The organism is Variovorax sp. Root473 (genome assembly GCF_001426505.1).
In the GTDB taxonomy this organism is placed as follows: domain Bacteria; phylum Pseudomonadota; class Gammaproteobacteria; order Burkholderiales; family Burkholderiaceae_C; genus Variovorax.
This window is the reverse complement of sequence record NZ_LMEV01000001.1, coordinates 13,732-38,993: the sequence shown is the minus strand read 5'-3', so window position 1 is coordinate 38,993 and position 25,262 is coordinate 13,732. Positions and strand designations below refer to the sequence as shown.

At 67.7% G+C, this 25,262-nt stretch carries 20 protein-coding genes; all 20 read left to right on the top strand.

All coding sequences use genetic code 11. The features are described 5' to 3' along the window. The first annotated feature begins 6 nt into the window (after positions 1-6). The 20 genes from ASD34_RS00155 to ASD34_RS00060 all read left to right on the top strand — a co-directional run bounded on the left by ASD34_RS00155 (position 7) and on the right by ASD34_RS00060 (position 25,082). Positions 7-672: a transglutaminase-like domain-containing protein gene (locus tag ASD34_RS00155; protein WP_162248669.1), complete on the top strand. Its 666-nt coding sequence runs from the start codon at positions 7-9 to the stop codon at positions 670-672. Between the two features lie 36 nt (positions 673-708). Beyond that, positions 709-1,881, top strand: coding sequence for a CaiB/BaiF CoA transferase family protein (locus ASD34_RS00150; RefSeq protein ID WP_056571438.1), 1,173 nt, complete (start codon positions 709-711; stop codon positions 1,879-1,881). Next, entirely contained in the window at positions 1,878-2,435 is a 558-nt protein-coding gene (locus tag ASD34_RS00145) for a DUF2889 domain-containing protein (RefSeq protein WP_082548441.1), read from the top strand. The genes ASD34_RS00150 and ASD34_RS00145 overlap by 4 nt, the downstream gene beginning before the upstream one ends. Continuing rightward, the gene (locus ASD34_RS00140; RefSeq protein WP_056571432.1) at positions 2,432-3,247 is read left to right on the top strand and encodes an enoyl-CoA hydratase-related protein; all 816 of its coding nucleotides are present in this window, start codon (positions 2,432-2,434) and stop codon (positions 3,245-3,247) included. Before ASD34_RS00145 ends, ASD34_RS00140 begins: the two co-directional genes overlap by 4 nt. A gap of 255 nt (positions 3,248-3,502) precedes the next feature. Beyond that, positions 3,503-4,378: a branched-chain amino acid ABC transporter permease gene (locus tag ASD34_RS00135; protein WP_056571429.1), complete on the top strand. Its 876-nt coding sequence runs from the start codon at positions 3,503-3,505 to the stop codon at positions 4,376-4,378. A 29-nt stretch (positions 4,379-4,407) separates the two neighbouring features. Continuing rightward, complete coding sequence (locus tag ASD34_RS00130; protein WP_056571426.1) at positions 4,408-5,484, top strand: branched-chain amino acid ABC transporter permease; 1,077 nt, start codon at positions 4,408-4,410, stop codon at positions 5,482-5,484. Next, a complete protein-coding gene (locus ASD34_RS00125; protein WP_056571425.1) occupies positions 5,481-6,278 on the top strand; it encodes an ABC transporter ATP-binding protein in 798 nt (265 codons plus the stop codon). Before ASD34_RS00130 ends, ASD34_RS00125 begins: the two co-directional genes overlap by 4 nt. Beyond that, complete coding sequence (locus tag ASD34_RS00120) at positions 6,275-7,048, top strand: ABC transporter ATP-binding protein (protein WP_056571422.1); 774 nt, start codon at positions 6,275-6,277, stop codon at positions 7,046-7,048. The genes ASD34_RS00125 and ASD34_RS00120 overlap by 4 nt, the downstream gene beginning before the upstream one ends. A 14-nt stretch (positions 7,049-7,062) precedes the next feature. Then, positions 7,063-8,919 carry an AMP-dependent synthetase/ligase gene (locus ASD34_RS00115; RefSeq protein WP_056572421.1) on the top strand — a complete coding sequence of 619 codons (1,857 nt, stop codon included), beginning with the start codon at positions 7,063-7,065 and terminating at the stop codon, positions 8,917-8,919. A gap of 53 nt (positions 8,920-8,972) precedes the next feature. After that, positions 8,973-10,151, top strand: a complete 1,179-nt coding sequence (locus tag ASD34_RS00110; protein ID WP_056571419.1) for an ABC transporter substrate-binding protein — start codon at positions 8,973-8,975, stop codon at positions 10,149-10,151. 32 nt (positions 10,152-10,183) lie between these two features. Continuing rightward, on the top strand, positions 10,184-11,380 hold the full coding sequence (locus ASD34_RS00105) for an ABC transporter substrate-binding protein (RefSeq protein WP_056571416.1): 1,197 nt from the start codon (positions 10,184-10,186) through the stop codon (positions 11,378-11,380). 10 nt (positions 11,381-11,390) lie between these two features. Beyond that, a complete protein-coding gene (locus ASD34_RS00100) occupies positions 11,391-12,575 on the top strand; it encodes a lipid-transfer protein (RefSeq protein WP_056571413.1) in 1,185 nt (394 codons plus the stop codon). A 130-nt stretch (positions 12,576-12,705) separates the two neighbouring features. Then, positions 12,706-15,462, top strand: a complete 2,757-nt coding sequence (locus ASD34_RS00095) for a LuxR C-terminal-related transcriptional regulator (protein ID WP_056571410.1) — start codon at positions 12,706-12,708, stop codon at positions 15,460-15,462. A gap of 140 nt (positions 15,463-15,602) precedes the next feature. After that, complete coding sequence (locus tag ASD34_RS27325; RefSeq protein WP_056571407.1) at positions 15,603-17,159, top strand: class I adenylate-forming enzyme family protein; 1,557 nt, start codon at positions 15,603-15,605, stop codon at positions 17,157-17,159. 21 nt (positions 17,160-17,180) lie between these two features. Further along, the gene (locus tag ASD34_RS27320; RefSeq protein WP_056571404.1) at positions 17,181-18,314 is read left to right on the top strand and encodes an acyl-CoA dehydrogenase family protein; all 1,134 of its coding nucleotides are present in this window, start codon (positions 17,181-17,183) and stop codon (positions 18,312-18,314) included. Positions 18,315-18,377: 63 nt separating this feature from the next. After that, positions 18,378-19,172, top strand: a complete 795-nt coding sequence (locus ASD34_RS00080) for an enoyl-CoA hydratase/isomerase family protein (RefSeq protein ID WP_082548440.1) — start codon at positions 18,378-18,380, stop codon at positions 19,170-19,172. 52 nt (positions 19,173-19,224) lie between these two features. Next, positions 19,225-20,433: an acetyl-CoA C-acetyltransferase gene (locus tag ASD34_RS00075; RefSeq protein ID WP_056571398.1), complete on the top strand. Its 1,209-nt coding sequence runs from the start codon at positions 19,225-19,227 to the stop codon at positions 20,431-20,433. A gap of 17 nt (positions 20,434-20,450) precedes the next feature. Then, positions 20,451-22,577: a 3-hydroxyacyl-CoA dehydrogenase NAD-binding domain-containing protein gene (locus ASD34_RS00070; protein WP_056571395.1), complete on the top strand. Its 2,127-nt coding sequence runs from the start codon at positions 20,451-20,453 to the stop codon at positions 22,575-22,577. A gap of 56 nt (positions 22,578-22,633) precedes the next feature. Continuing rightward, positions 22,634-23,689, top strand: a complete 1,056-nt coding sequence (locus ASD34_RS00065; RefSeq protein WP_056571392.1) for a hypothetical protein — start codon at positions 22,634-22,636, stop codon at positions 23,687-23,689. A 16-nt stretch (positions 23,690-23,705) separates the two neighbouring features. Then, positions 23,706-25,082, top strand: coding sequence for a phosphotransferase family protein (locus ASD34_RS00060; protein ID WP_082548466.1), 1,377 nt, complete (start codon positions 23,706-23,708; stop codon positions 25,080-25,082). Positions 25,083-25,262 lie beyond the last annotated feature (180 nt).

The window sequence follows — 25,262 nt, the reverse complement described above, 5'->3', positions numbered from 1 at the left end:
AGCGCGATGGAATTCACCCCCTACGGATGGCCCGAGCCGGGTGACCGCTACCTGGCGGCCACGGCGTTTCTGGATTTCGGCGCACCAGCGGTGGCCCGGTTCGTGGCCGATGTCATCGGGGACGCGACGACCGCGACGCAGAAGGCCGTTCGCCTGTTCTACGCGGTGCGCGACCAGGTCCGCTATGACGCGGGCAACGTGCGGTTGACGCCCGAGGGCTTGCGGGCCAGCACCGTGGTGGCGGAGGGCGCGGCCTTCTGCATCCCGAAGGCGGCGCTGCTTGCGGCCGCGGCGCGCTGCGCAGGCATTCCGGCGGCGATCGGCCTGTCGGACGTGGTCAATCATTTCAGCACGCCGAAGATGCAGCAGGCCATGGGCGGGCGCGAAGTGTTCATGCACCACGGCTGGGCCGCACTCTACCTGGGCGGGCGCTGGGTGAAGGCCGTGCCCGCATTCAACAAGGAACTGTGCGCGCTGATGGGCGTGCCACCGACCGAATTCGATGGTACGCAGGACGCGGTGCTCCAGCAGTTCAAGGCCGACGGATCGGTGCACATGGAGTACCTGCGCGACCACGGCATCTGGTCGGACGTGCCCTTGCAACGCATCGAGGCCGACTGGACCGGCTACTACCCGTCGACGCTGTGGCGCGACCATCAAGGCGGCGCATGAAACCCTCGCCCATCCCTCCTTTTCGAAAGCGACCGCATGCCCGGACCCCTCTCTCACGTCACCGTCATTGAGCTGGCAGGCATCGGCCCGGGTCCGTTCGCCTGCATGATGTTGGCCGACCTGGGCGCCACCGTCATTCGGATCGATCGCCTGCCAGGGCCACCTTCCAAAGGTGGACTGGAAGACCTGATGCGCAACGACAGCATCGTCGACCGCGGCCGGCGCTCCGTGTCGGTGAACATGAAGGACCCGCGCGGTGTCGAGGCGGTGCTTCGGCTGATGGCGCGTGCCGACATCCTGGTGGAAGGGTTTCGCCCCGGTGTGGCGGAAAAGCTCGGGTTGGGCCCGTCGGTGTGCCATGCGCGCAATCCGCGACTGATCTACGGGCGCATGACCGGGTGGGGCCAGACCGGGCCGCTGGCACAGGCGGCCGGCCATGACATCAACTACATCTCCCTGTCGGGCGCGCTCCACGCCATGGGCGAGGCTGACCGGCCTCCCGCGCCACCGCTGAACCTGGTGGGCGACTACGGCGGTGGCGGCATGCTGCTGGTCGTGGGCGTGCTGGCCGCGCTGGCCGAGGCGCAACGCTCCGGCAAAGGGCAGGTGGTCGATGCCGCGATGACTGACGGTGCGGCGCTGCTGATGGCCGCGCCATACGGGCTCATGACCAAGGGCTTCTGGCAAGACCAGCGGCAGAGCAATTTCCTGGACGGCGCGGCGCATTTCTACGGCACCTATGAATGCGCCGATGGACGCTATGTGTCGATCGGTGCCATCGAGCCGCAGTTCTACAAGCAACTGCTCGCGGTGTGCGGCATCGACGATCCGCAGTTTCAGCATCAGTGGACGCCAGAGGAATGGCCCGCGCTGCGAAGCAAGCTCGAAGGCGTGATGCGCCAGCGCACGCGTGACGAGTGGTGCGCGCTGCTGGAAGGCAGCGATGCCTGTTTCGCCCCGGTGTTGTCGATGGCCGAGGCACCCCTGCACCCGCACAACCAGGCACGCGGGACCTTCGTCGCGCCGCAGGGCGTCAGCCAGCCGGCACCCGCGCCGCGATTCGATCGAACGCCGTCGGAGCTCCCGCCGCCTGCGCCGACCGTCGGGGCGCACACGGGTGAACTGCTCGCGCACGCGGGGTTGGGGCCCGAGGACATCCGTGCGCTTCAAGAGGCCGGCGTCATTCATATCGCGGGTGCCTTTGCATGACCCACGCGCCGCCTCCCTCTGCACGAACGTCGCTGCATTCGCGTCGCATCCACTGCGAAGGTTTCCGGCGCGAGGATGGATTGCTTGAACTGGAAGCCACACTGATCGACACCAAGCCCATGCCGCTGCAGCTGGTGAATCGGGTGGTTCCGGCCTTGCAGCCCATTCACCAGATGCGGGTGCGCCTCGTGATCAACGCGCAGCGCGAAATCGTGGATGCGACGGCATTCAGCGAGCACACACCCTATGCCACATGCGCGGGCGTGGAGACTGTCTATCGCCAGTTGATTGGCCTGCGCATCGAACCGGGCTTCACCCAGCAGGTGAAGCGCCTGTTCCGGGGCATTGCCGGCTGCACCCACATCACGGAACTTCTGCCGCTGATGGCGAGCACTGCCTTCCAGCTGTTCTGGGCCGATGGCAGCTTTGCCCAGCAGAATGCGCGCGCCAGCGAGCAACGCCAGACGCCGCTGGGCGGTTGCCATGCCCTGCGGCTGGATGGCGATGTCGTCCGGACCTACTTTCCCCAATTCCACAAGGCACCCTCGGCATGAACGACGCTGTACTTTTCGACGTCCAGGACGGCGTCGCCACGATGACCTTGAACGAAGGCGCGCGGCTCAATCCACTGACCCAGCCGCTGCTTCAAGGTCTTCTTGCCGGGCTGCGCCGCGTGCGCGGAGATGCGAGCATTCGCGCCTTGCTGCTGACCGCCAATGGCCGTGGCTTCTGCGTCGGCGCGGACCTGCAGGAATTCGGCCAACGCGCCGCCGATCCGGCCAGCGGCACGTTGAGCGACTACGTCGGCCAGCTGCTGCGCGAGCAGGCCAGCCCGATCATGCTGGAGATGCGCGCGCTGCCGGTTCCCGTCGTCTGCGCGATCAACGGTGTGGCCGCCGGTGGCGGCGTGGGGCTGGCCTTGTCCGGCGACATGGTGATCGCCGCGCGCTCCGCGTACTTCTACCTGCCGTTCATGCCCTCACTCGGGCTGGTGCCGGACATGGGCTCCAGCTGGCTGGTGCCGCGCGCCGTCAGCCCCGCACGCGCACTGGGCCTGGCACTCACCGGCGAAAAGCTCGACGCGCAACGGGCCGCAGAATGGGGTCTGATCTGGGCATGCGCGGACGACGAGATCCTGCCGGAGGCGGCCCGGGCGCTGGCGCTGCAACTGGCGCGCCTGCCATCGCATGCGATCCTGGAGGCACGCGCACTCGCGTCGGCCGCCAGCCGCAACAGCCTGGAGCAGCAGATGGTGCTCGAGTGCGAGCGCCAGCAGGCGCTCATCGATGGCGACTCTTTCGCGGAAGGCGTGCGCGCGTTCACCGAGCGGCGTCCGCCTGTCTTTGCCGGACGCCGCGACGGGTAGAACCCGTGAGGCGTTCACGCGCCTTCAAAAGTACTCCGAAGCCCGGTGCAGTTGCACTGGGCTTTTTCGATTGCGGGCCCGCATGCGGGAAAGCCCGCAGCGTGGTGCCTCGGGGATCGTCGGATACGACGATACCTCGCGCGAGGCCTCTCCCTAATGTCCATGGTGCGCCTGAACGAGGGGCGCGACATTCGAACAACAGGTCCCGCGCGCTGCCCTGGAGCGGACGACGGGGCCGCCGATGGAGACAGAGCTTTGCTGGTATTGCAGATCATCGTCGCGGGCATTGCGCAGGGCTGTGTCTACGGCCTCATTGCCCTGGGCTTCGTGCTCATCTACAAGGCGACCGAGACCGTCAACTTCGCACAGGGCGATCTGATGATGCTCGGCGCCTTCGTCGGCCTGGCCGGCATGAGCGTGTTGGGTTGGCCCTTCTGGCTGGCCGCGCTGGCAGCTGTCGCGGTGATGGCGTTGGCCGGCATGCTGATCGAGCGCGCGGTGATCCGCCCGGTGCTCGGCCAGCCCCAGTTCTCCATCGTGATGCTGACCTTCGGCCTGGGGTACATCGCCCGCGGCGGTGTCACCATGGTGCCGGGCATCGGCACCGACACGCATGCGCTGGCCGTGCCCTACAAGGGCAGCACGCTCGACCTGGGTGCGGTGGTGGTCGGCGGCGAGCAACTGGTGATCATCGGTGCCACCGCCGCACTGTGTGGCGGCCTGTGGCTGCTGTTCCGCTACACGCGCGTCGGCATCGCGATGCAGGCCTCGTCGCAGAACCAGCTGGCGGCCTACTACATGGGCATCCCGGTGCAGCGCCTCAATGGCCTGGTCTGGGCGCTGGCCGCTGCCGCCGCCACGGTGGCCGGCCTGCTGCTCGCGCCCATCACCTTCGTGCACGCCAACATGGGCTTCATCGGGCTCAAGGCCTTTCCGGCGGCCATCGTCGGCGGCTTCGGCAGCCTGCCCGGCGCCATCGTGGGCGGCTTGGTCATCGGCGTGGTGGAGTCGCTGTCGGGCTTCTTCCTGCCCGAGGGCTTCAAGGACGTGATGCCCTACGTCGTGGTGCTGCTGATGCTGGCGATCAAGCCGACCGGGCTGTTCGGCGATCGCGCGCGCAAGAAGGTCTAGGACCGCAAGACAACCAAGGCCACCTTCCCATGCGCTTCGTATTCAAGACCCGTTACGACCAGGACATCGCGCTCGCCCGCCACGGCGGCGACCGGTTCTGGTACTCGCTGCTCGTGCTGGCGCTCCTCGCCGCACCCTGGCTGCTGCCGGAGTACTGGCTGGCCCAGCTCAGCTTCGTGTTCATCTATGCCATCGTCGCCGTGGGCCTGATGCTCCTGGCCGGCTTTACCGGGCAGTTCTCGATCGGGCACGCCGCATTCATGGGCATCGGCGCCTACGCCGAGGCCTACCTGGCGACGCGGGGCTGGCCGCTGGCGGCGAGCCTGGCCTGCGCGATGGCGCTGGCCGCGGTGGCCGGTGTGGTGGTCGGCTTGCCAGCATTGCGCGTCAAGGGCATGTACCTGGCCATCGCGACGCTGTCCTTCGGCTTCATCGTCGAGGAGGCGCTGGCGCGTTGGGAGAGCGTGACCGGCGGCAACGCGGGCAAGTCGGTGCCCGCGCCGCAGATTCTGGGCTACGCGCTCGACAGCACCGAGCGCTTCTATTTCCTGTGCCTCGTGTGCGTGGTCGGCAGCACGCTGGTGGTGCTCAACCTGCTGCGCGCGCCGACCGGCCGGGCCTTCGTGGCCATCCGCGATTCGGAGGTCTCGGCGCAGAGCATGGGCATCCAGCTGGCACGCTACAAGTCGCTTTCGTTCGCCATCTCGGCCGCGCTCGCCGGCCTCGGCGGTGCGCTCTACGGCCACAAGATGCAGTTCATCTCGCCCGAGCAGTTCAGTCTGGTGCAGTCGATCGACCTCGTGCTGATGGTGGTGATCGGTGGGCTCGGCTCGATCCACGGCGCTTTCTTCGGCGCGATCTTCCTGATCGGCATGCCGCAGCTGATTTCGCTGGGCAAGGACTACCTGCCGGCGGCAATCGGCCAGGCCACAGGCTTGCAGAGCGTGGTCTACGGCGCTGTGCTGATCACCTTCGTGATGCTCGAGCCGATGGGCCTGTATGGTCGATGGCTCAAGGTGCGCACCTGGCTGGAGCTGTATCCCTTCTACCGGCGCGGCATGTTCAAGCGCCAGAAGTCCTTCCAGAAATCGGAGCGGTTGAAATGAGCGCCCCCTTGTTATCGGTGCGCGATCTCAGCGTGCGATTCGGCGGTGTGCTGGCGGTCAACAAGGTCAGCTTCGATGTCCATGCAGGCGAGGTGTTCACGCTCATCGGACCCAACGGTGCGGGCAAGACCACGGTGTTCAACCTGATCAGCCGCATCTACACGCCGACCAGCGGCACGCTCAGCTTCGACGGCCAGCGGCTCGACGCCGTGCCGCCACACGGCGTGGCCGCGCTCGGCATTGCGCGCACCTTCCAGAACATCGAGCTCTTCGAGCATGCGACGGTGCTGCAGAACCTGCTGATCGGCCGCCACATCCGCCGCAGCACCGGGGTGTGGGCCGAGATGCTTTTCACGCCTGCCGTGCGCGAGGCCGAACGCCGCACGCGCCGCAAGGTGGAAGAGGTGATCGACCTGCTCGAACTTCAGCACTACCGCGATGTACTGGTGGCGGGCCTGCCCTATGGCGTGCGCAAGGTGGTGGAGCTGGCAAGGGCGTTGTGCACCGAACCCAGGCTGCTGTTGCTGGACGAGCCTTCGTCCGGCCTGAACGTGGAGGAGACGGGCGACATGGCTTTCTGGATCGAGGACATCCGGCGCGACCTCGGCGTGACCATCCTGATGGTGGAGCACGACATGGGCCTGGTGTCGAAGGTGTCGGATCGTGTGCTGGCGATGAACCAGGGGGCGGTGCTGGCAGTCGGCACGCCTTCCGAGGTGCAGTCAGACCCCGGCGTTGTCGAGGCGTATCTTGGAACCGTCGATGACGTGAGCAGTCTGCGGAGGAAGGCATGAGCGATGTCATCCTTCAGCTGCTCAACGTCGAGAGTGCCTACGGCCCCATCAAGGCCATTCGGGGCGTGAGCCTCAAGGTGCGCGCAGGCGAGATCGCCACGGTGCTGGGCTCCAACGGCGCGGGCAAGACCACGATCCTCAAGACCATCTCGGGGATCATCGATCCGCGCAAGGGCAGCATCGAATTCAAGGGCGAGAGCATCACGGCGAAGGACCCCGCGCACATCGTGCAACGGGGCCTGAGCCACGTGCCCGAAGGTCGCGAGGTCTTTCCGCTGTTGTCGGTGAAGGACAACCTGCTGATGGGCGCCTACACCCGCCGTGACCGTGACGGCGTGGGGCGCGATCTCGAGACCGTGTTCGGCTACTTCCCCATCCTGAAGGACCGGGCCGCGCAGGACGCCGGCCTGCTATCGGGCGGTCAGCAGCAGATGCTCGCGATCTCGCGCGCGATCATGGCCGGGCCCGGGATGATCCTGCTGGACGAGCCCAGCCTGGGCCTCAGCCCGAAGCTCACCAAGGAGATCTTCGAGATCGTGGTGCGCATCAACCGCGAGCGCGGCACCACCATCCTGCTGGTCGAGCAGAACGCCAACATGGCGCTCAATGCCTCGGACTACGGCTATGTGCTGGAGAACGGCCGCATCGTCATGGAAGACACCTGCGAGCGCCTGCGCGAGAAGGACGACATCAAGGAGTTCTACCTGGGCATGAAGGAAGAAGGCGCACGCGGCGAACGCCGCTGGAAAAAGAAGAAGACTTGGCGATGAGGAGACCCATGCACATGCCCAGACTCTGGAACCTCGATCACCTGGCGCCGCACCACGACATCGTGACACCGGGCGACACCGTGCCGCGCATGTTCTGGAACGCGGTCGCTGCGCGCGGTGACGCCGTGATGATGCGGCAGAAGGCCTTCGGACTGTGGCAGGCCTGGAGCGCACGCGAGGTCGGCGTGATCGTGCGCGAGCTCGCCATGGGCCTGGCGGCGGCCGGCCTGCAGCCGGGCGACTGCGCATCGATCCTGTCGAACACACGCGTCGAATGGGTCTGGTTCGACATGGCGGTGCTGAGCGCCGCCGGTGTTTCCAACGGCATCTATCCGACCGACTCCGCGGGCCAGGTGCAGTTCCTCTGCGAGGACTCGGACACCGTGGTGCTGGTGGTGGAGGACGAGGAGCAGCTCGACAAGGCGCTGGAGGCGCGTGCGCACCTGCCGCGTCTGCGCAAGATCGTGCTGATCGACCCTACCGGCCTGTCCTGCTACAGCGACCCGATGGTGACGACCTTGGATGCGCTGCGCCGCGACGGCGCCGCCTACGACCAGGCCCATCCCGGCGCGTTCGACCGCCTGCGCGAGCTGCGAGGACCGGACGAGCTGGCCATCCTCATCTACACCTCGGGCACCACCGGAAAACCTAAGGGCGCGATGCATTCGCACCGGGGCCTGCTCACGGTGGTACAGGGGCTGAACGTCTTCCTGCCGCAGGATGAGAGCGACGAGCGCATGTGCTTCCTGCCGCTGTGCCACGTGGCCGAGCGCGTGGTGGGGCTGTACGCCTCGATCTACACCGGCACGCGGATGAACTTCGTCGAGAACCCCGACACGGTGCCCGAGAATGTGCGCGAGATCGCGCCCACCGTGTTCGGCGGCGTGCCCCGGTTGTGGGAGAAGTTCTATTCGGCCGTGGCCATCGCCGTGAAGGAAGCCAGTCCGTTGCAGCAGGCGCTGTATGCCTGGGCGCTGTCGGTGGGCCACGCGGTGGCTGAGCGCGTGCTCGCCGGGCAGCCCGTGGGCGGCTGGCTCAAGCTCAAGTACCACCTGGCCGGCCTGGCCGCACTGAACAACGTGCGGCGCTTCATCGGCATCCAGCGCTGCCGCTTCCTTGTGACGGGCGCGGCGCCGATCTCGCCCGACCTGATCCGCTGGTACCTGGCACTGGGCCTGCCGATGCTCGAGGCCTGGGGGCAGACCGAGTCGGGCGGCATCTCGACCTCGATGCCGCCGGGCGGCATCCGCCTGGGCACCATCGGCACCGCCAGCGCCTACAACGAGGTGCGCCTCGATCCGGCCACGGGCGAGCTACTGGTACGCGGGCCCAACGTCTTCATGGGCTATCTCAACCAGCCCGAGAAGACCGCCGAGACCATCGATGCCGAAGGCTGGCTGCACACCGGCGACGTCGGCGCGAGCGACAGCGACGGCTTCTTTCGCATCACCGACCGCATGAAGGACATCATCATCACAGCGGGCGGCAAGAACATCACGCCCAGCGAATGGGAGAACGAGCTCAAGTTCTCGCCCTATGTGACCGATGCCGTAGTCATCGGCGACCGCCGCGCCTACCTCAGCGCGATCGTGATGATCGAGCTGGAGAACGTCGAGAAGTTCGCGCAGGACAACGACGTGCCCTTCTCCAACTATGCGAGCCTGGCGCGCGCGCCCGAGATCCTGGCCCTCATCCAGGCGGAGATCGAGAAGGTCAACAAGAAGTTTGCGCGCGTGGAGCAGATCAAGAAATTCTTCCTGCTCGAAACCCAGCTGAGTGCCGAGGACGAAGAGCTCACGCCGACGATGAAGCTCAAGCGCAGCTTCGTGCAGAAGAAGTACGCCGGGCAGATCGAAGCCATGTACCGCTGACACCACCGACACCGCCCCCCGCCGATTGCAACCATCCGAAGGAGACACGCACCATGAAGAAGACCATTTCCCACGCGCGCTGCCTGCTGGCAGTGTCCGCCCTCGTTGCTGCCGCAGCCGCATCGGCCCAGACCCAGGGCATCGGCAAGGACGAGATCGTGATCGGCACGCTGCAGGACCTGTCGGGCCCGCTCGCCGGCTACGGCAAGGACCTGCGCAACGGCATGCTGCAGCGCGTGGCCGAGGCCAACGACAAGGGTGGCGTGCACGGACGCAAGATCAAGTTGCTGGTCGAAGACAGCGGCTACGACCCGAAGAAAGCCGTGCTTGCGGCGCAGAAGTTGGTCAACCAGGAAAAGATCTTCGTGATGGCCGGCTCGCTGGGCACCGGCGTCAACAACGCGGCGTTGCCGGTGCAGAACGCGAAGAACGTGATGAACTTCTTCCCGGCGGCGCTGTCGCGCGACATGTACGAGCCCATCGGCAAGCTCAAGTTCGCCTTCCTGTCTTCGTACTACGGCCAGATCGCGCCGGCCTCGGCACGCCTGTTCAAGGAGAAGAAGGCGGGCAAGCCATGCATCATCTACCAGGACGACGAGTACGGCCTGGAGATCCTGCGCGGCGTCGAGGCAGGGCTCAAGACGGTCGATGCGGCGCTGGTCGAGAAGACCAGCTTCAAGCGCGGCGCGACCGACTTCTCGTCGCAGGTGGCGCGCCTGAAGGCCGCGGGCTGCGACTTCGTGGTCACCGGCACGCTCATCCGCGAGACCGTGGGGACGATCAACGAGGCGCGCAAGCTCGACTTCAACCCGACCTTCCTGGGCGCCTTCGGCACTTACACCGACCTGATCCACAAGCTGGGCGGCAAGGCGATGGACGGCTTCTACTCGACGATGACGGTGCAGCACCCCTACGAGGACACGGCTCCCGAAGCGCTCAAGCCCTGGATGACCAGCTATCGCGCACGCTTCAACGAAGCGCCTTCGGCCTACTCGATCTACGGCTACGTGATCCTCGACCGGCTGGTGCAGGCGATGGACAAGGCCGGCGCGCAGCTCACAACCGAGACGCTGGCCCAGGCCATCGAGGCGCTCAAGACGCCGTCGGACCTGTTCGGCATGCCCGAGCTGAGCTTTGCGCCCGACAGGCACCTGGGCTCCAACAAGGCGCGCCTGTCGCAGATCCAGGACGGGCGCTGGAAGGTCGTGCTCGACTACGACCAGGCGAAGTGATGTCCATCACCTGACGAACAGAGGAGCATCCCATGCATATCGACCGGATCGCGCGCTTCGGCGCCGCCGCCGTCCTGGGTCTTGCGGGCGCCGCAGCATCAGCCCAGACCCAGACCCAGACCCAGACCCAGGGCATCGGCAAGGACGAGATCGTCCTGGGCAGCGTTCTCGACCTGTCGGGCCCGGTCGCGGGCTATGGCAAGGACGTGCGCAACGGCCTGCTCATGGGTGTGGCCGAATTCAATGCGCAGGGTGGGGCGCACGGGCGCAAGCTGCGGTTGCTGGTCGAGGACAACGGCTACGACCCCAAGCGCACCGTGCTGGCGGCGCAAAAGCTGGTGAACCAGGACAAGGTGTTCGCGCTGATCGGAACCTTTGGCACGCCGCACGCGCTGGCGGCGATGCAGGTGCAGGCGCCCAAGGGCGTCTTCAGCCTGTTTCCGATGGCGCTGTCGCGCGACATGTACGAGCCGCTGAGCAAGCTCAAGTACGCGATGCTGCCGTCATCGGTGGACCAGATCCGTGGCGTGGTGCCGGGGATCTACCAGCGCAGCAAGGCGCGCAAGGCCTGCACCCTGTACCAGGACGACGACTACGGGCGCGAGGTGGTGCAGGGCGCCGAGGCCGGGTTGCAGTCGATCGGCGCGGTGCTTGGCGAGCGCACCAGCTACAAGCGGGGCGCCACCGATTTTTCGTCGCAGGTCGCACGGCTGAAGGCGGCCGATTGCGACTTCGTGGTGCTCGGCACCGTGATCCGCGAGACCGTGGGCGCGATCGCCGAGGCGCGCAAGCTGCAGTACGCACCGACCTTCGTGGCGGCATCGACCGCCTACTCGGACCTGATCCCGAAACTGGGCGGCAAGGACATGGACGGCCTCTACGCGGTGACCACGGCGCAACAGCCCTACCTGGACGATGCATCGCCGGCCATCGCCGCCTGGGCGGCGCGCTACCAGGCGCAGTTCAAGGAAGCACCAACCGTCTTCTCTGTCTATGGCTTCACGATGATCGAGTTGCTGGCCAAGGGCTTGCGCAAGGCGGGTGCCGACCTGGACGCCGATCGTTTCGGCAAGGCGATGGACGGTCTGGGCGACGTGCCGGCCGACATCTTCGGCAATCCGCCCATGCACTTCTCGCCGACGCGGCACCTGGGCTCGGACCGGTCGCGCCTTTCGCAACTGCAGGGCGGCCGCTGGAAGGTCGTGCTGGACTACGACCAGATGCAATGAGGAGATCGTCATGAACCGGAAGGTGATCGTTGCCGGCGTGGGCATGCTGCCCTTCGCCAAGCCAGGTGCCAGCGAGAGCTACCCGATGCTCGGCGCGCGCGCCGCCAAGGCCGCGCTGGACGATGCGCGGGTCGACTACCAGTCGGTGAACCAGGTGTACGCCGGCTACGTCTACGGCGACTCCTGCAGCGGGCAGGCGGTGGTCTACCACGTGGGACTCACCAGCGTGCCGGTGATCAACGTCAACAACAACTGCGCCACCGGTTCCACCGCGCTGTTCCTGGCGCGTCAGGCGGTGGCCAGCGGCGCGGCCGAGTGCGTGCTGGCACTGGGGTTCGAGCAGATGGCGCGCGGCGCGCTGGGCGTGCACTTCCAGGACCGCCCCGATCCTTCGCAGCGCCTGCTCGACACCATGCAGCAGATTCAGGGCACGGACGCCGAGGCGCCCATTGCCGCGCAGCTGTTCGGTGGGGCCGGGCGCATGCACATGCAGCTCTACGGCACGCGCGCCGAAACCTTCGCCCGCATCGCGGTCAAGGCGCGGCGCCATGCGCAGAACAACCCCAATGCCATCTTCCGCGAGCCCCTGACGCTCGACGAAGTGCTGGCGTCGCCGGCCGTGTTCGATCCACTGACCCGGCTGCAGTGCTGCCCGCCGACCTGCGGCGGCGCCGCCGCCGTGCTGTGTTCCGAAGACTTCGCACGTCGCCATGGCCTGGATGCGCGCGTGCGCATCGCGGCGCAGGCCATGAGCACCGACGGCAACAGCAGCTTCGACGAGAACGACATGCGCAAGCTGGTCGGCTACGACATGACGCGCCGCGCGGCGCAGCAGGTGTACGAGGCGGCCGGCATCGGCCCCGAGGACGTGCCGGTGGTCGAGCTGCACGACTGCTTCACGACCAACGAGCTGCTGAGCTACGAGGCGCTGGGCTTCGCACCCGAGGGCGGCGCCGAGCGCTTCGTGCTCGACGGCGACAACACCTACGGAGGCCGCGTCGTGACCAATCCTTCGGGCGGGCTGCTGTCCAAAGGGCATCCGCTGGGCGCGACGGGGCTGGCCCAGTGCGCCGAGTTGGTGTGGCAGCTGCGCGGGCAGGCCGGTGCACGGCAGGTGGAGGGCGCGCGCGTCGCTCTGCAGCACAATCTGGGGCTCGGCGGCGCCTGCGTGGTGACGCTCTACCAACGGGACTGAGGCCGTGCGCGGCGATGGACCCTTCGCCCCGGCCCGTCGCGACGGCGGCGCCGACGTGACGAACCTCGAGGAGTCTGCCATGCCCACCGGCGCCCCCAGTCACACAGACGGTCCCCCCAGTCGAACTGCCGTGCTCGCGGTTGCGACGCCGCAGCCCGCGCCGCGGGCGTTTCCGCTGGCGGGCAAGCTCCGTCCACCACTCGCCACTGCCTTCGAGCTGCAGCGCACCGAGATCTGCGAGCGCATCTTCAATGCCGGCGCCGCGCGCCTGGTGCTGTTGCGTGCGCCCGCGGGCTTCGGCAAGACCACGGTGATGCTGCAGGTGCGTCGGCGCTTCGAGGAAACCGGACTGCAGCAGGCCTGGCTCACGCTCGATCGCGCCGACAACGATGTCGGCCGCTTCCTGGCAGCGCTCACGGCCTCGCTGGAGCCGCTGATTCCCGCGCTGCGCAAGCTCCAACCGCTCGACGGGCAGGGGCCGGACGAACTCGCCTTCGCCCTGATTGACACGGTCGCGGCGCATCCGGCGCCGCTGGCGCTGTTCCTCGACGACTTCGAAGTGCTGCAAAGCCCCGTGGTGCTCGGCCTCGTGCAGGAACTGATCGACCAGTTGCCGCGCGGCGCGCAGCTCATCATCGGCTCGCGCGGGGTGCCTGAACTCGGGTTGGGCCGGCTGCGTGCGCGCGGGCGGCTGCTCGAGGTCGAGCCGACGCAGCTGCGCTTTTCCGAAGCCGAGGTCGATGGCTTCCTGCGCCAGCAGCGCGGCCTCACCTTGCAGCCGGAGGACATCCGTCGCCTGCATCGCAGCACCGAGGGCTGGGCCGCCGCGCTGTGGCTGGCGTCCGTGACGCTGGAGCACCGTGACGAACCTGGCCGTTTCATCGCCGGCTTCTCGGGGTCGAACGCCGCGGTGGTCGACTATCTGGTGGACGACGTGCTTTCGCGGCAGTCCGACGATGTGCGCGGCTTTCTGCTGCGCACCAGCATACTGGCGCAGCTCAACCCGTCGCTGTGCGATGCCGTGTGCCAGCGCGAGGACAGTGCGGCCATGCTGCGCGCACTTGAGCAGGCCCACCTGTTCCTCATTCCGCTGCAAGCAGACCACAGCGAGTACCGCTACCACGGCATGTTCGCGGAGTTCCTTCGGGCCCAGCTGGTGCGCGAGTACGCGCGGGAGATTCCGGCGCTGCACAGCGCTGCCGCGCAATGGTTCCTGGGTGTCGGGCGCCCGGTGCCGGCGATCGAACACGCACTCGCGGCCGGGGACCTGGCGCTGGCTTTCCCGTTGCTCGAGGCCGAAGCCCAGTCGCTGCTCGACCAGGGCCGTGTCAGGCTGCTGTCGCGCTGGCTCGATCCGTTGCTCGACGCCGGGCAGCTGGCCGACCGTCCGATGCTCCAGGTGCTGCACGCCTGGGCCGTGTGCCTGGCGCGCGGCCCGCGCGCGGCGGCCCCGCTGCTGGAGCGGCTGGAGCAGCGCACCGACGACGACGTCGAGATGCGCGCCCACCGGCTCGCGATGAAACCCTTGCTGATGGTGCTGACCGACCGCATCGACGAGGCCATGCCGCTGACCACCGAGCTGCTGGTTGCACTGCCCGCCGAGGCCACCTTCGCGCGCGGCTTCCTGGAGGTGGTGCTGGCCAACCTGGCCATGATCGCCGGGCGCTACCACGAGGCCCTTCGCCTGGTCGATGCCGCGCGCAGCCGCCAGCCCGAACACAGCAGCAGCTTCAACTTCGCCCTGTCCGAGGCGGCGGAGGGCGCGGTCGACCTGACGCAGGGCCGACTGCGCAAGGCCATCGCGCGCCTGCGGCTGGCGGTGAGCGCGGGAACGGTCGATCCCTCGCGCGCCACCAACGGCAACGCCATGGCCGGCGTGTTGCTGGCCGAGGCCTTGTACGAGGCCGACCAGTGCGAGCAGGCGGAGCGCCTGCTGGCGGTCTACATTCCGCTGATCTGCCGGGTCGGCATTCCGGACCAGCTGATCTGCGCGCACGTGATCATGGCCCGCATCGCGCTCGACCAGGGGGATGCCGACCGCGCGCAGCAGCTGCTCACCGAACTCGAGCACATCGGCCACCGCGATGGCCTGTCGCGCGTGGTGGCGAGCGCGCGGCTCGAACGCGTGCGCATGGCGGTGGTGGAAGGCCGGCTCGCGCGTGCCAGGGCCGAGCTCGATCGCTGCAACGACAAGCTGCTCTGGGCGCGCGTCTCGCGCCTCTCGCTGCGCGCCAATGTGGTCGAGACCTACGACGTGGCGCAGGCGCGGTGGTCGATCGCCGGCGGCCACGCCGCACAGATGGTCGCGCCGCTGCGCCAGGAGCTCGACGCTGCCGAGCGCGCCCAACGCGAGCGCCGGGCGCTCACGCTGCGGCTCCTGCTGGCCCAGGCCCTCTACAGGGACGAGCAGCGCAACAAGGCGATGCGCGTGCTGGCCAAGGCCGTTCGGCTCGCGGCTGCCGAAGGGTATGTGCGTGCCTTCCTCGACGAGGGGCCGCTGGTGCTGACGATGCTGCGCGACCTGCGCACCGTGCCCAACGCATTGCTGGACGAGGCCGCCGCCACCTCCGGCTCCGACGACGCCCCGCTGGCCTTCATCGACCGGATGCTGCGCGCGCCGGCCGCTGCTGTCGCGGACAGCGAGGCGATCGCCTCCGAAGCGGGCCAGCGCATGGGCGCGCCGCCGCCCAGCGAACTGCTCACCCGCAAGGAAATCCAGGTCATGCGGCTGGCGGCCGAGGGCTTGTCGAATGACCAGATCGCGGAGCGTCTTTTCGTCGCCGAGACCACGGTGCGCACGCACCTGCGCAACATCAACGTCAAGCTCGATGCGCGCAACCGGATGGAGGCGATTGCGTTCGTGCGGCGCGCCGGACTCATCGCCTGAACGTCCCGGATTCGCGTGGGGAAAAGCGTCGGCGCAATCTCGTCGGATGCGACGATATCGAGGCGCCATGCCGATTGCACACTCGGCGCCGTGTCGCCAGGACATCTGCCGCGCGACCCCACAAGAATCCGGAGACTTTCATGCCCCTCACCCTGGCGCTGCACAAGGCGCGCCGTGAACATCCCGACCGGGTGGCCGCCATCTGCGGCGAGCGGCGCACCACCTACGCCGAACTGCATGCGCAGGTGGCGCAGCTGGCCGGTGGCCTGCAGTCCGCAGGCGTGCGCCGCGGCGACCGCGTGGTCGTGCTCGCGCCCAACACCGACCGCTTCCTTGTCGCCGCTTATGCCACCTGGTGGCTGGGCGCGGTGCTCACGCCGCTGAACTGCCGCTGGAGCGCGGACGAACTGGCCTTCGCGCTGGTCGACAGCGGCGCCGGCGTGATGCTGCTCGACGATGCCTTCGTGCCGTTGCTGCCGGCCCTGCGCGAGAAAGCCGGTGCATCACCCGCTGTCGTGTCGATGGGCGACGGCCCGGCCCCCGAAAGCGCGTGGCGCTACGAAGACATGCTCACGTGCGGCGCGCCGCTCGATGATGCTTATGTCGGTGGCGATGCACCGGCGGTGCTGCTCTACACCGGCGGCACCACGGGCCGTTCCAAGGGCGTGCTGCTGTCGCACGGCGGCCTGTCGGCGAACACGATGGCGTCGATCGTCATCGGCGAACGCGCGGCCGGCGCGGTGTGCCTGCATGCGCTGCCCATGTTCCACGTCGGCGGCCTGGCCGTGGTGCTGCAGGCAATGGTCGGGCAGTGCACGCAGGTGATGCTTCCGGTCTTCGATCCGGCGGTGTTCCTCGCGCTGATCGCGCACGAACGCGTGACCGAGGCTGCGCTCGTGCCCACCATGATCAAGCGTGTGGTCGATCACCCCGACATCCGCAGCCGCGACCTGTCGAGCCTGAAGCGCCTGTACTACGGCGCCTCGCCCATCGACGGCACGCTGCTCGAACAGACCATCGCGAGCCTGCCGGGCGTCGGCCTCACGCAGTTCTACGGCATGACCGAGACCGCGGGCATCGCGGTGGCGCTGCCGGCCTGGTGCCACGGCGACGAGAGCCGCGCGCGCGGTCGCCATCTGGCGGCGGGGCTGCCCACGCCCAGCATGGAGGTGCGCGTGGTGGACCCCGAGGGCTGTGACCTGCCCGTGGACGCGGTCGGCGAGATCTGGCTGCGCGGTCCCGGCGTGATGCTGGGCTACTGGAACCTGCCCGAGCAGACCGCGCAGGTGCTGCACCAAGGCTGGATGCGCACCGGCGACGGCGGACGGCTCGACGCCGAAGGCCTGCTGCACATCGTCGACCGGCTCAAGGACATGATCGTCAGCGGCGGCGAGAACGTCTATTCCACCGAGGTCGAGAACGCCATCCTCTCGCTGCCCGGCGTGGCGCAGTGCGCGGTGCTGGGCGTGCCCGATGCCGACTGGGGCGAGCGCGTGCATGCGGTGCTGGTGCTGCAGCCCGGCGCGGCCGTCGACGAGGCGGCCGTCATCGCGCATTGCAAGGCCCGCATCGCCGGCTACAAGTGCCCGCGCGGCGTCGAGTTCCGCAACGAGCTGCCGGTGTCCGGCGCCGGCAAGCTGCTCAAGCACCAGCTGCGCGAATCCTATTGGCAAGGCCGCGAGCGCCGCGTCGCCTGAAGGCCTGGAGAAAACCCGCCCATGCAACGAGAGATTTTCCGCCCCGAGCACGAACTCTTCCGCGACAACGTGCGTCGCTTCCTGCAGCACAGCGTCGGCCCGCAGCTCGAACACTGGGCGCAGCAAGGCTGTTTCGACCGCGAGGTGTTCCGCACCGCCGGCGAACTCGGCCTGCTGTGCCCGACCGTGCCCGAGGCCTACGGCGGCCCCGGCGCCGACCTGCTGTACTCGGCCGTGGTGCTGGAGGAGGCGGCGCCGTACAGCAACTTCGGCCTGTCGCTGACGATGCACTCCGAGATCGTCACCAACTACTTTCTGCACTTCGCGAGCGAGACGCTGAAGACGAAGTGGCTGCCGCGCATGGTCAGCGGCGAGGCCATCGCGGCACTCGCGATGACCGAGCCCGACGGTGGCTCCGACGTCAAGGCGGTGCGCAGCACGGCGCTGCGCGAAGGCGATTACTACCGGCTCAACGGCGCCAAGACCTTCATCTCGAACGCGACCACCTGCGACCTCGTGATCGTGGTCGCCAAGACCGATCCCGCCGCCGGGGCCAGGGGCGTCAGCCTGCTGGTGGTCGATACCACGCTGCCCGGCGTGAAGAAGGGCTCGCCGCTGAAGAAGATCGGGCTCAAGTCGCAGGACACCGGTGAGCTGTTCTTCGAGGACGTGAAGGTGCCCGCCGACCACCTGCTGGGCGAAGAGGGGCGCGGTTTCGCGTACTTGATGCAGGAGCTGCCGTGGGAGCGGCTGCAGATCGCGGTGTCGGCCATCGCCGCCGCGGAGGACGCCTACCGCATGACGCTCGAGTACGTGCGCGGTCGCCGCGCCTTCGGCCAGGCCGTCGCGGACTTCCAGAACACCCGCTTCGTGCTGGCCGAACTGAAGACCGAGATTCGCATCGGCCGGACCTTTGTCGATCGCTGCCTGCAGCAGCTCATGCAAGGCGAACTCGACGCCGAGGCCGCCTCGATGGCCAAGTACTGGTGCAGCGACCTGCAGTGCAAGGTGGTCGATGCCTGCGTGCAGCTGCATGGCGGCTATGGCTTCATGGCGGAAGTGCCGATCGCGCGGGCGTACGTCGATGCTCGCGCGCAGCGGATCTACGGCGGCACCAACGAGATCATGAAGGAGCTCATCTCACGCAATCTTTGACAGACGCCGAATTCGTCGGATGCGACGATACCGGGCGAGTTCGGGGCAGCGACAGTTCCATGCATGGGACATCAACCGCACAACGGCATCGCAGTGGCCGGCATCACACTGCAACTCCAGGACGCGATCGCCACGATCGCCATCAATCTTCCCCAACCCAAGAACAGCTTCCGCGTCGAGAACGTGCAAGCGCTGGGCGCCCAGCTGGACGCAGCGCTCGAAGACGGCGCGCGCTGCGTGGTGCTGCGCGGCGCGGGCGCGGTGTTCTCGGCGGGTTGGGACATTGGCTCCATCGACCCTGCCGCCGACGACCCGATGGCCATGATCGGCCAGGTGGTCGGCCCGCTGTGCCAGCGACTGCGGGCCTTGCCCGTGCCCACCATCGCCGCGGTGGCGGGGCCGGCGCTGGGCTTCGGGTTCGGACTGGCGCTGTGCTGCGACATGGTCCTGGCCGAAGAAGATGCACTCTTCGGCAGCCCGTTCCGGCACATCGGCATGGTGCCCGACACCGGCGCCCACCACATCCTGCTGAGCCGCACAGGCTTTGCACTGGCCTCCGAGCTGATCTACACCGGCCGCCTCGTGAACGGCACCGAAGCCGCGGCGCTGCGACTGGTCAACCGTGCGGTGCCCCAGGGCGCGCTGACGGAAGAGGCGCAGAAGCTGGCACAGGGCATCGCGAGCGGGCCGACCGAAGCTTTCCGCCTGTCGAAAGAAGTGCTGCTGGAAGGCGGCGATTTCGATTCGATGCTTGCCCACGAAGCACGCCAGCTGCAGAAGGTGTTCGCCACCGACGACCTGAAGGAGGGCATCGCCGCCTTCCAGCAGCGCCGTCGCCCCGTCTTCGCGGGCCGCTGACCCGCGCGCCGAAGCCCTCCACAACCAACGACAAGAACCCCAAGGACGACAGATGACAGAAGCCTACATTCTCGACGCCGTGCGCACGCCGCGCGGCCGCGGGCGCGCCAGCGGCGCGTTGAACGAAGTCGCACCGGCGCGTCTCGCCGCGCAGGTGCTCCAGCAGATCCGCGACCGCAACCGGCTGGACACGGCGCGGGTGAACGACGTGATCCTCGGCTGCGCCGAACCGGCGCTGGAGCAGGCCTCGAACATCGGCAAGGCGGCGGTGTTCGCCGCCGGCTACGACCATGCCGTTCCGGGCGTGCAGCTCAACCGCTTCTGCGGCTCGGGACTGGAAGCCTGCAACTTCGCCTCGGCGCTGGTCAAGTCGGGGCAGGCCGAACTGGCCATCGGCGGCGGCGTGGAGAGCATGTCGCGCGTGCCCATGTTCGTCGGCGGCGGGCCATGGATCACCGACCCGCAGATCACCATTCCGAATCGCATCGTCCCGCAGGGCGTGTCGGCCGACCTGATCGCCACGAAATACGGCTTCAGTCGCCATGACGTCGACAGCTACGCGGTCGAAAGCCAGCGTCGCGCGGCTGCGGCGTGGGCCGAAGGCCGCTTCGCGAAATCGGTGGTGCCCGTGCGCGACATGAACGGCGTGGAAATCCTGGCGCAGGACGAGCACGTGCGCGCCGACACCACCATGGATACGCTGGCCAAGCTCGATGCTTCCTTCGCCGTGCAAGGCGGGAAGATGGGCTTCGACGCGATGGCGCTGCAGCGCTATCCCGAGCTGGGCGCGATCGCGCACGTGCACCACGCGGGCAATTCGTCGGGCATCGTCGACGGCGCTTCGGCGGTGTTGATCGGATCGCGCGAGATGGCCGACCGGCTCGGACTCAAGCCACGGGCGCGCGTGGTGTCCTTCGGCACCATCGGCAGCGAGCCGACCATCATGCTGACCGGCCCCGCTCCGGCGGCCGAAGCGGCGCTCAAGCGTGCCCGCATGACTGCGAGCGACATTGACCTGTTCGAGTGCAACGAGGCCTTTGCTGCGGTGGTACTGCGCTTCATGCAGGCGCTGCACGTGCCGCACGACAAGGTCAACGTCAACGGCGGCGCCATCGCAATGGGTCATCCGCTGGGCGCGACCGGCGGCATGCTCCTGGGCACTCTGCTCGACGAACTCGAACGCCGCGACCTGTCGACCGGCCTGGTCACGCTGTGCGTGGGCGGCGGTATGGGTTCGGTGATGGTGATTGAACGCGTCTGACGCAGGAGCTAAGAAAAATGATCGACTACACGCTCGATGCCGACGGCATCGCCACCCTGACCTGGAACGTGGCCGACCGGCCGATGAACGTGCTGAACCTGGCGTCCATCGCCGCCTTCGACGCTGCGGTGCAGCGCGCCATCGGCGACAGCGCCGTGAAGGGCGTCATCGTCACCTCGTCGCGGCCCGAATTCGTGGCCGGCGGCGATCTCGACCTGATCCGCCGCATTCGTACGGCCGAAGAATCGATGGCCAGTTCCGGCCCCTTCAGCCGCACGCTGCGCACGCTCGAAACCTCGGGCAAGCCCTTCGTCGCTGCGATCAACGGCACGGCACTGGGCGGCGGGCTGGAGATCTGCCTGGCCTGCCATCGCCGGATCGTTGCGGACGACGCGAAGATCCAGCTGGGCGTGCCAGAAGTCTCGCTGGGCCTGCTGCCGGCCGCTGGCGGCACGCAGCGCCTGCCGCGCATGATCGGCATCAAGGCCGCATTGCCCTACCTGCTCGAAGGCCGCAAGGTTGCACCGGCGCAGGCACTCGACGCCGGCATCGTCGACGACGTGGTGCCGGCCGACCAACTGCTGGCGCGCGCCAAGGCCTGGCTGCTGGCCGAAGGCCCGCAAGCCACCGTCAAGCCCTGGGACGCCAAGGGCTTCAAGTTCCCGGGCGGCACGCCGCAGACGCCGGGGCCGACGCAGCTGTACTTCGGCATTGCAGGCAACCTGCTGGGCAAGACCCAAGGCCTGTACCCCGCACCCGAGGCCATCCTGGCATGCGTGTACGACGGCTGCCAGGTCGGCATCGACGCCGGCCTGAAGATCGAGCAACGGCAGTTCGCGCACTTGGCGACCTCGTCGGCGACCAAGAACATGATCCGCACGCTCTTCTATTCGATGGGCGAGGCCAACCGGCTCGCGCATCGGCCCAAGAACGTGCCCAAGCGCGATTACACGCGCATCGGTGTGCTGGGCGCCGGAATGATGGGCGCGGGCCTTGCGCACGTGAGCGCGCTGGCCGGCCTGCAGGTGGTGCTGCTGGACACCAGCCTCGAAGCCGCCGAGAAGGGCAAGGCCTACGGCGCGAAGATCCTCGACGCCCAGGTCGCCAAGGGTCGCATGGCCGCCGACAAGCGCGACCGCACGCTCGCGCTGATCGAGCCGACGACCGACTACGCGGCGCTGGCGGACTGCCAGATCGTGATCGAGGCGGTGTTCGAAGATCGCGCTGTCAAGGCCGAGGCCACCCGTCGGGCCGAGGCAGCGATGGGGCCCGACGCGATCTTCGCGTCGAACACCTCGACGCTGCCGATCACCGGGCTGGCCGAGGTGTCGTCACGGCCTGCGCAGTTCGTCGGCCTGCATTTCTTCTCGCCGGTCGAGAAGATGCCGCTGGTCGAGGTGATCCGCGGCAAGGCGACCGCCGAGGTCACCATTGCCCAGGCACTCGACTTCGTGAAACGCATCCGCAAGACGCCGATCGTGGTCAACGACTGTCCCGCGTTCTATGCCAACCGTGCTTTCGGCATGTTCCCCTACGAGGCCATGACGATGCTGGCCGAAGGCGTGAACCCGAACCTGATCGAAAACGCCGGCCGCATGGCGGGCATGCCGATGCCGCCGCTGGCGCTCATCGACGAGTTCTCGGCCGAGCTGCTCTACAAGGCGCTCAAGCAAAGCCGTCTGGACCAGGGCGCCGCCTACCGCGAGCAGCCGCAAGACGCTGTGCTCGTGGCCATGGTGGAGAGGTTCGGGCGACTCGGCCGCAAGGTGGGCAAGGGCTTCTACGACCATCCGGCCGACGGAAAGAAGACCCTGTGGCCTGGCTTGGCGGAGCTTTATCCGCTCGCCGCCGAACAGCCGGACGTGGAGCAAGTGCGCCGGCGGCTGATGCATGCGCAGTCGCTCGAGGCGGCGCGCTGCCTGGCCGAAGGCGTGGTCAGCGCGCGCGATGCCGATATCGGCTCGTTGCTGGGCTGGGGCTTTCCGGCGGCCCTGGGGGGCGCGGTCAGCCACATCGATACCGTGGGTGCGGCGCGCTTTGTTGAGGAGTGCGACCACCTGGCCCGTCATCACGGTGAACGCTTCGAGGTGCCATCGGCACTGCGCGAGTTGGCGGCTGCGGGTGGCCGCTATCTGGAGGCTTGAAGTGGCCGCGCTTCTTCATGGCGTGAGCGCCATCGCGCTGAGCGGCGAGGGCTGATATGGACTACTCCGGCCGCTACCGCCCGGTTCGCCCGTTGCGACCGGAGGACGACTTCAATCATCCGGTCGAAGCGCATCCCTTCTTCAACGAGAGCCGCTACGTCCATCTGATCGATGGACGCCAACGCATCGGCGGCTGGTTCAGGATCGGACAGCGCGCGAACCAGGGCTTGTCCGAGATGACCGTATGCCTGTACCTGCCGGACGGACGTGTGGGCTTCATGTTCGCGAAGCCCGGGACGGTCAGCCAGCACGGCGTCGAAGCCGCCGGGCTGCGCTTCGACTTCGATCAGCCCATGCAGCGTTCGCGCTTGCACTACGCTGGGCCGGTCCACGTGATGGCAGATGGTGCGGCGATGGAGAACCCGCGAGCCGCCTTCACACCGCAATCACAGGTAGATGCGGAGATCGCGTTGGTCTTCGAAGCCGTGGCACCCGCTCACGGCGGCGAATTGCTGGGCGACAAAGGCGAGCCCTTCGACGAAGGGGAGGGGCGCTACTTTGCACGGGCGCACTACGACCAGTCAGTGAGAGGGCACGGCACGCTGCGCGTTGGAGAAATCTCCTGGGAGATTGCAGGCCATGGCCTGCGCGATCATTCCTGGGGCCCGCGGCTGTGGCAGGCGATTCCGTGGTATCGCTGGTTTCCCTGCACGTTTGACGACGGCCTGGCGATGTGCGTGATCGTGGTTCAAAAAGGGGACGGCGAATTGCTGGAGACAGGCTACGTGCATGACGGCAGCGGCAGCCTGCGTCATGTGCACCGTGTCCGGCTGCAGACGCGTTATGACGCGCGCAGTTATCCCACGGGGTTCTCGCTGAGCTTCGAGAACGAGGCGGGCCGGCGGTATGACATCGAGGGCGAAGTGCTCGCCAGCGTGCCGTGCCGGCACTGGCGCAAGCTGCCCGATGGGCGCACTGACAAGTCGCGCATCATGGAGTGCATGACGCGCTATCGCCTGGGGGAGCGTGTCGGCTTCGGCATGGCGGAGTACCTCGACCACCAGGACCCCGCTGACAATCACGCGTTCGAGGGCATTCGTGCAGGCCGGTGACACGGATCGGTTGCTGATGGCGCTGCGCCGCCACCGCCCTGATGCCTCGGCCATTGCCGCGCTGAGGGCGGTGTCCGGTGGGGCAAGCCAGGAGATCTGGTCCTTCGACGCGCTCTTGCCGGACGGTCCGCTGGAGGTGATCCTGCGGCGTACTCGCCAATGGAGCGAGACCGGACAGCAAGGCAGCGCGGGCATGGCCGCCGAGGCCGCGCTGTTGCGATCCGCCCTGGAGGCCGGTGTGCCGGTGCCCGAGGTGATCGGTGAGCTGCTGCCGTCCGACGGATTGGGCGATGGCTATCTGATGCGGCGGGTAGAGGGCGAATCGTCGGCCCGCGCCATTCTTCGCGATCCGGATCTTGCGCAGGCACGGCGCACCCTGGCCGCCGAATGCGGCGCGCTGATGGCACGCATCCACGCCATGCCGCAAGCGAAGTTGCCCGGCCTGCGTTGCGGCGGTGCGACGCAGGAGCGTCGGCATTGGGAAGCGGCACACCGCGCCAACCGCACGCAGCGGCCGGTGTTCGAGCTGGCGCTGCGCTGGCTCGCGGAGCATGAACCTGCGCACAGCGATCCGGCGGTGCTCGTTCACGGCGATTTCCGCAACGGCAACCTCATGGTCGGCGCGGACGGCGTGCGGGCGGTGCTCGACTGGGAACTTGCGCACCTGGGCGACCCCATGGAAGACCTGGGGTGGTTCTGCGTCAATTCCTGGCGCTTCGGCAATGTCGGGCTGGAAGCCGGCGGCCTGGGAACGCGCGCGCAGCTTTTCGCCGGGTACGAGGCCGAATCGGGCCGGCGCGTGGACGCGGCACGCGTTCACTACTGGCAAGTTCTCGGTTCCCTGAAGTGGGGCATCACCTGTGACGCGATGGGGCTTGCCTGGCGCAACGGGAGCGACCGCAGCATCGAGCGGCTCGCCATCGCGCGACGTGCGTCGGAAGTCGAGGTCGATCTGCTGGTTGCGATGAGCGAGATACGGCCGGCGTCGCCGCACGAACGGGCAAGCGATGAAATCTGTGCCTTCGAACCAGGCAACCCTGAGTCGTTGCCTGCCTCCGCGGAAGAGCTCGTCATTGCAATTTCTGAATCGCCACCTACCTCCGCCGCAGCGGGCGAAGATAGAACGAATCGCGACGCCCGCATCGGCGCCGGCCTGCAGTCCACGCTGGCGCGTGAGCGTGAGATGGGAGCGCGCTTGGCGAGCGAAGAGGCCGATCGCATCCACCGGATACTGGGCATGCAAGTCGAACTGGAGGGGCTTCGCGCAGCACTTTGCATGGCTATCCGGAATCGTAAATCAGTCTGTGATAGTGCGACGTTGAACGCTCACTTGTGGGCTACCGCGCTGGGTCAACTTGCCATCGATCAGCCGCACTATCAGTGGCGCCGCTGACGGAATACGACGCGGAGCGATAAATAGTGCAGCGTTCACGAAAAATGTCGGTGAGCGTATCGAGGCCCCAGTAGATTTCATCGATTTGGCTCATCTCGCTGTCAATGCGCAGCGTGGCGTCCTGGCTGTCTGTGTAGCGAGCCTCCAGCTTGTCGCTCAAGCTCTCCGGCCGACAGTCCT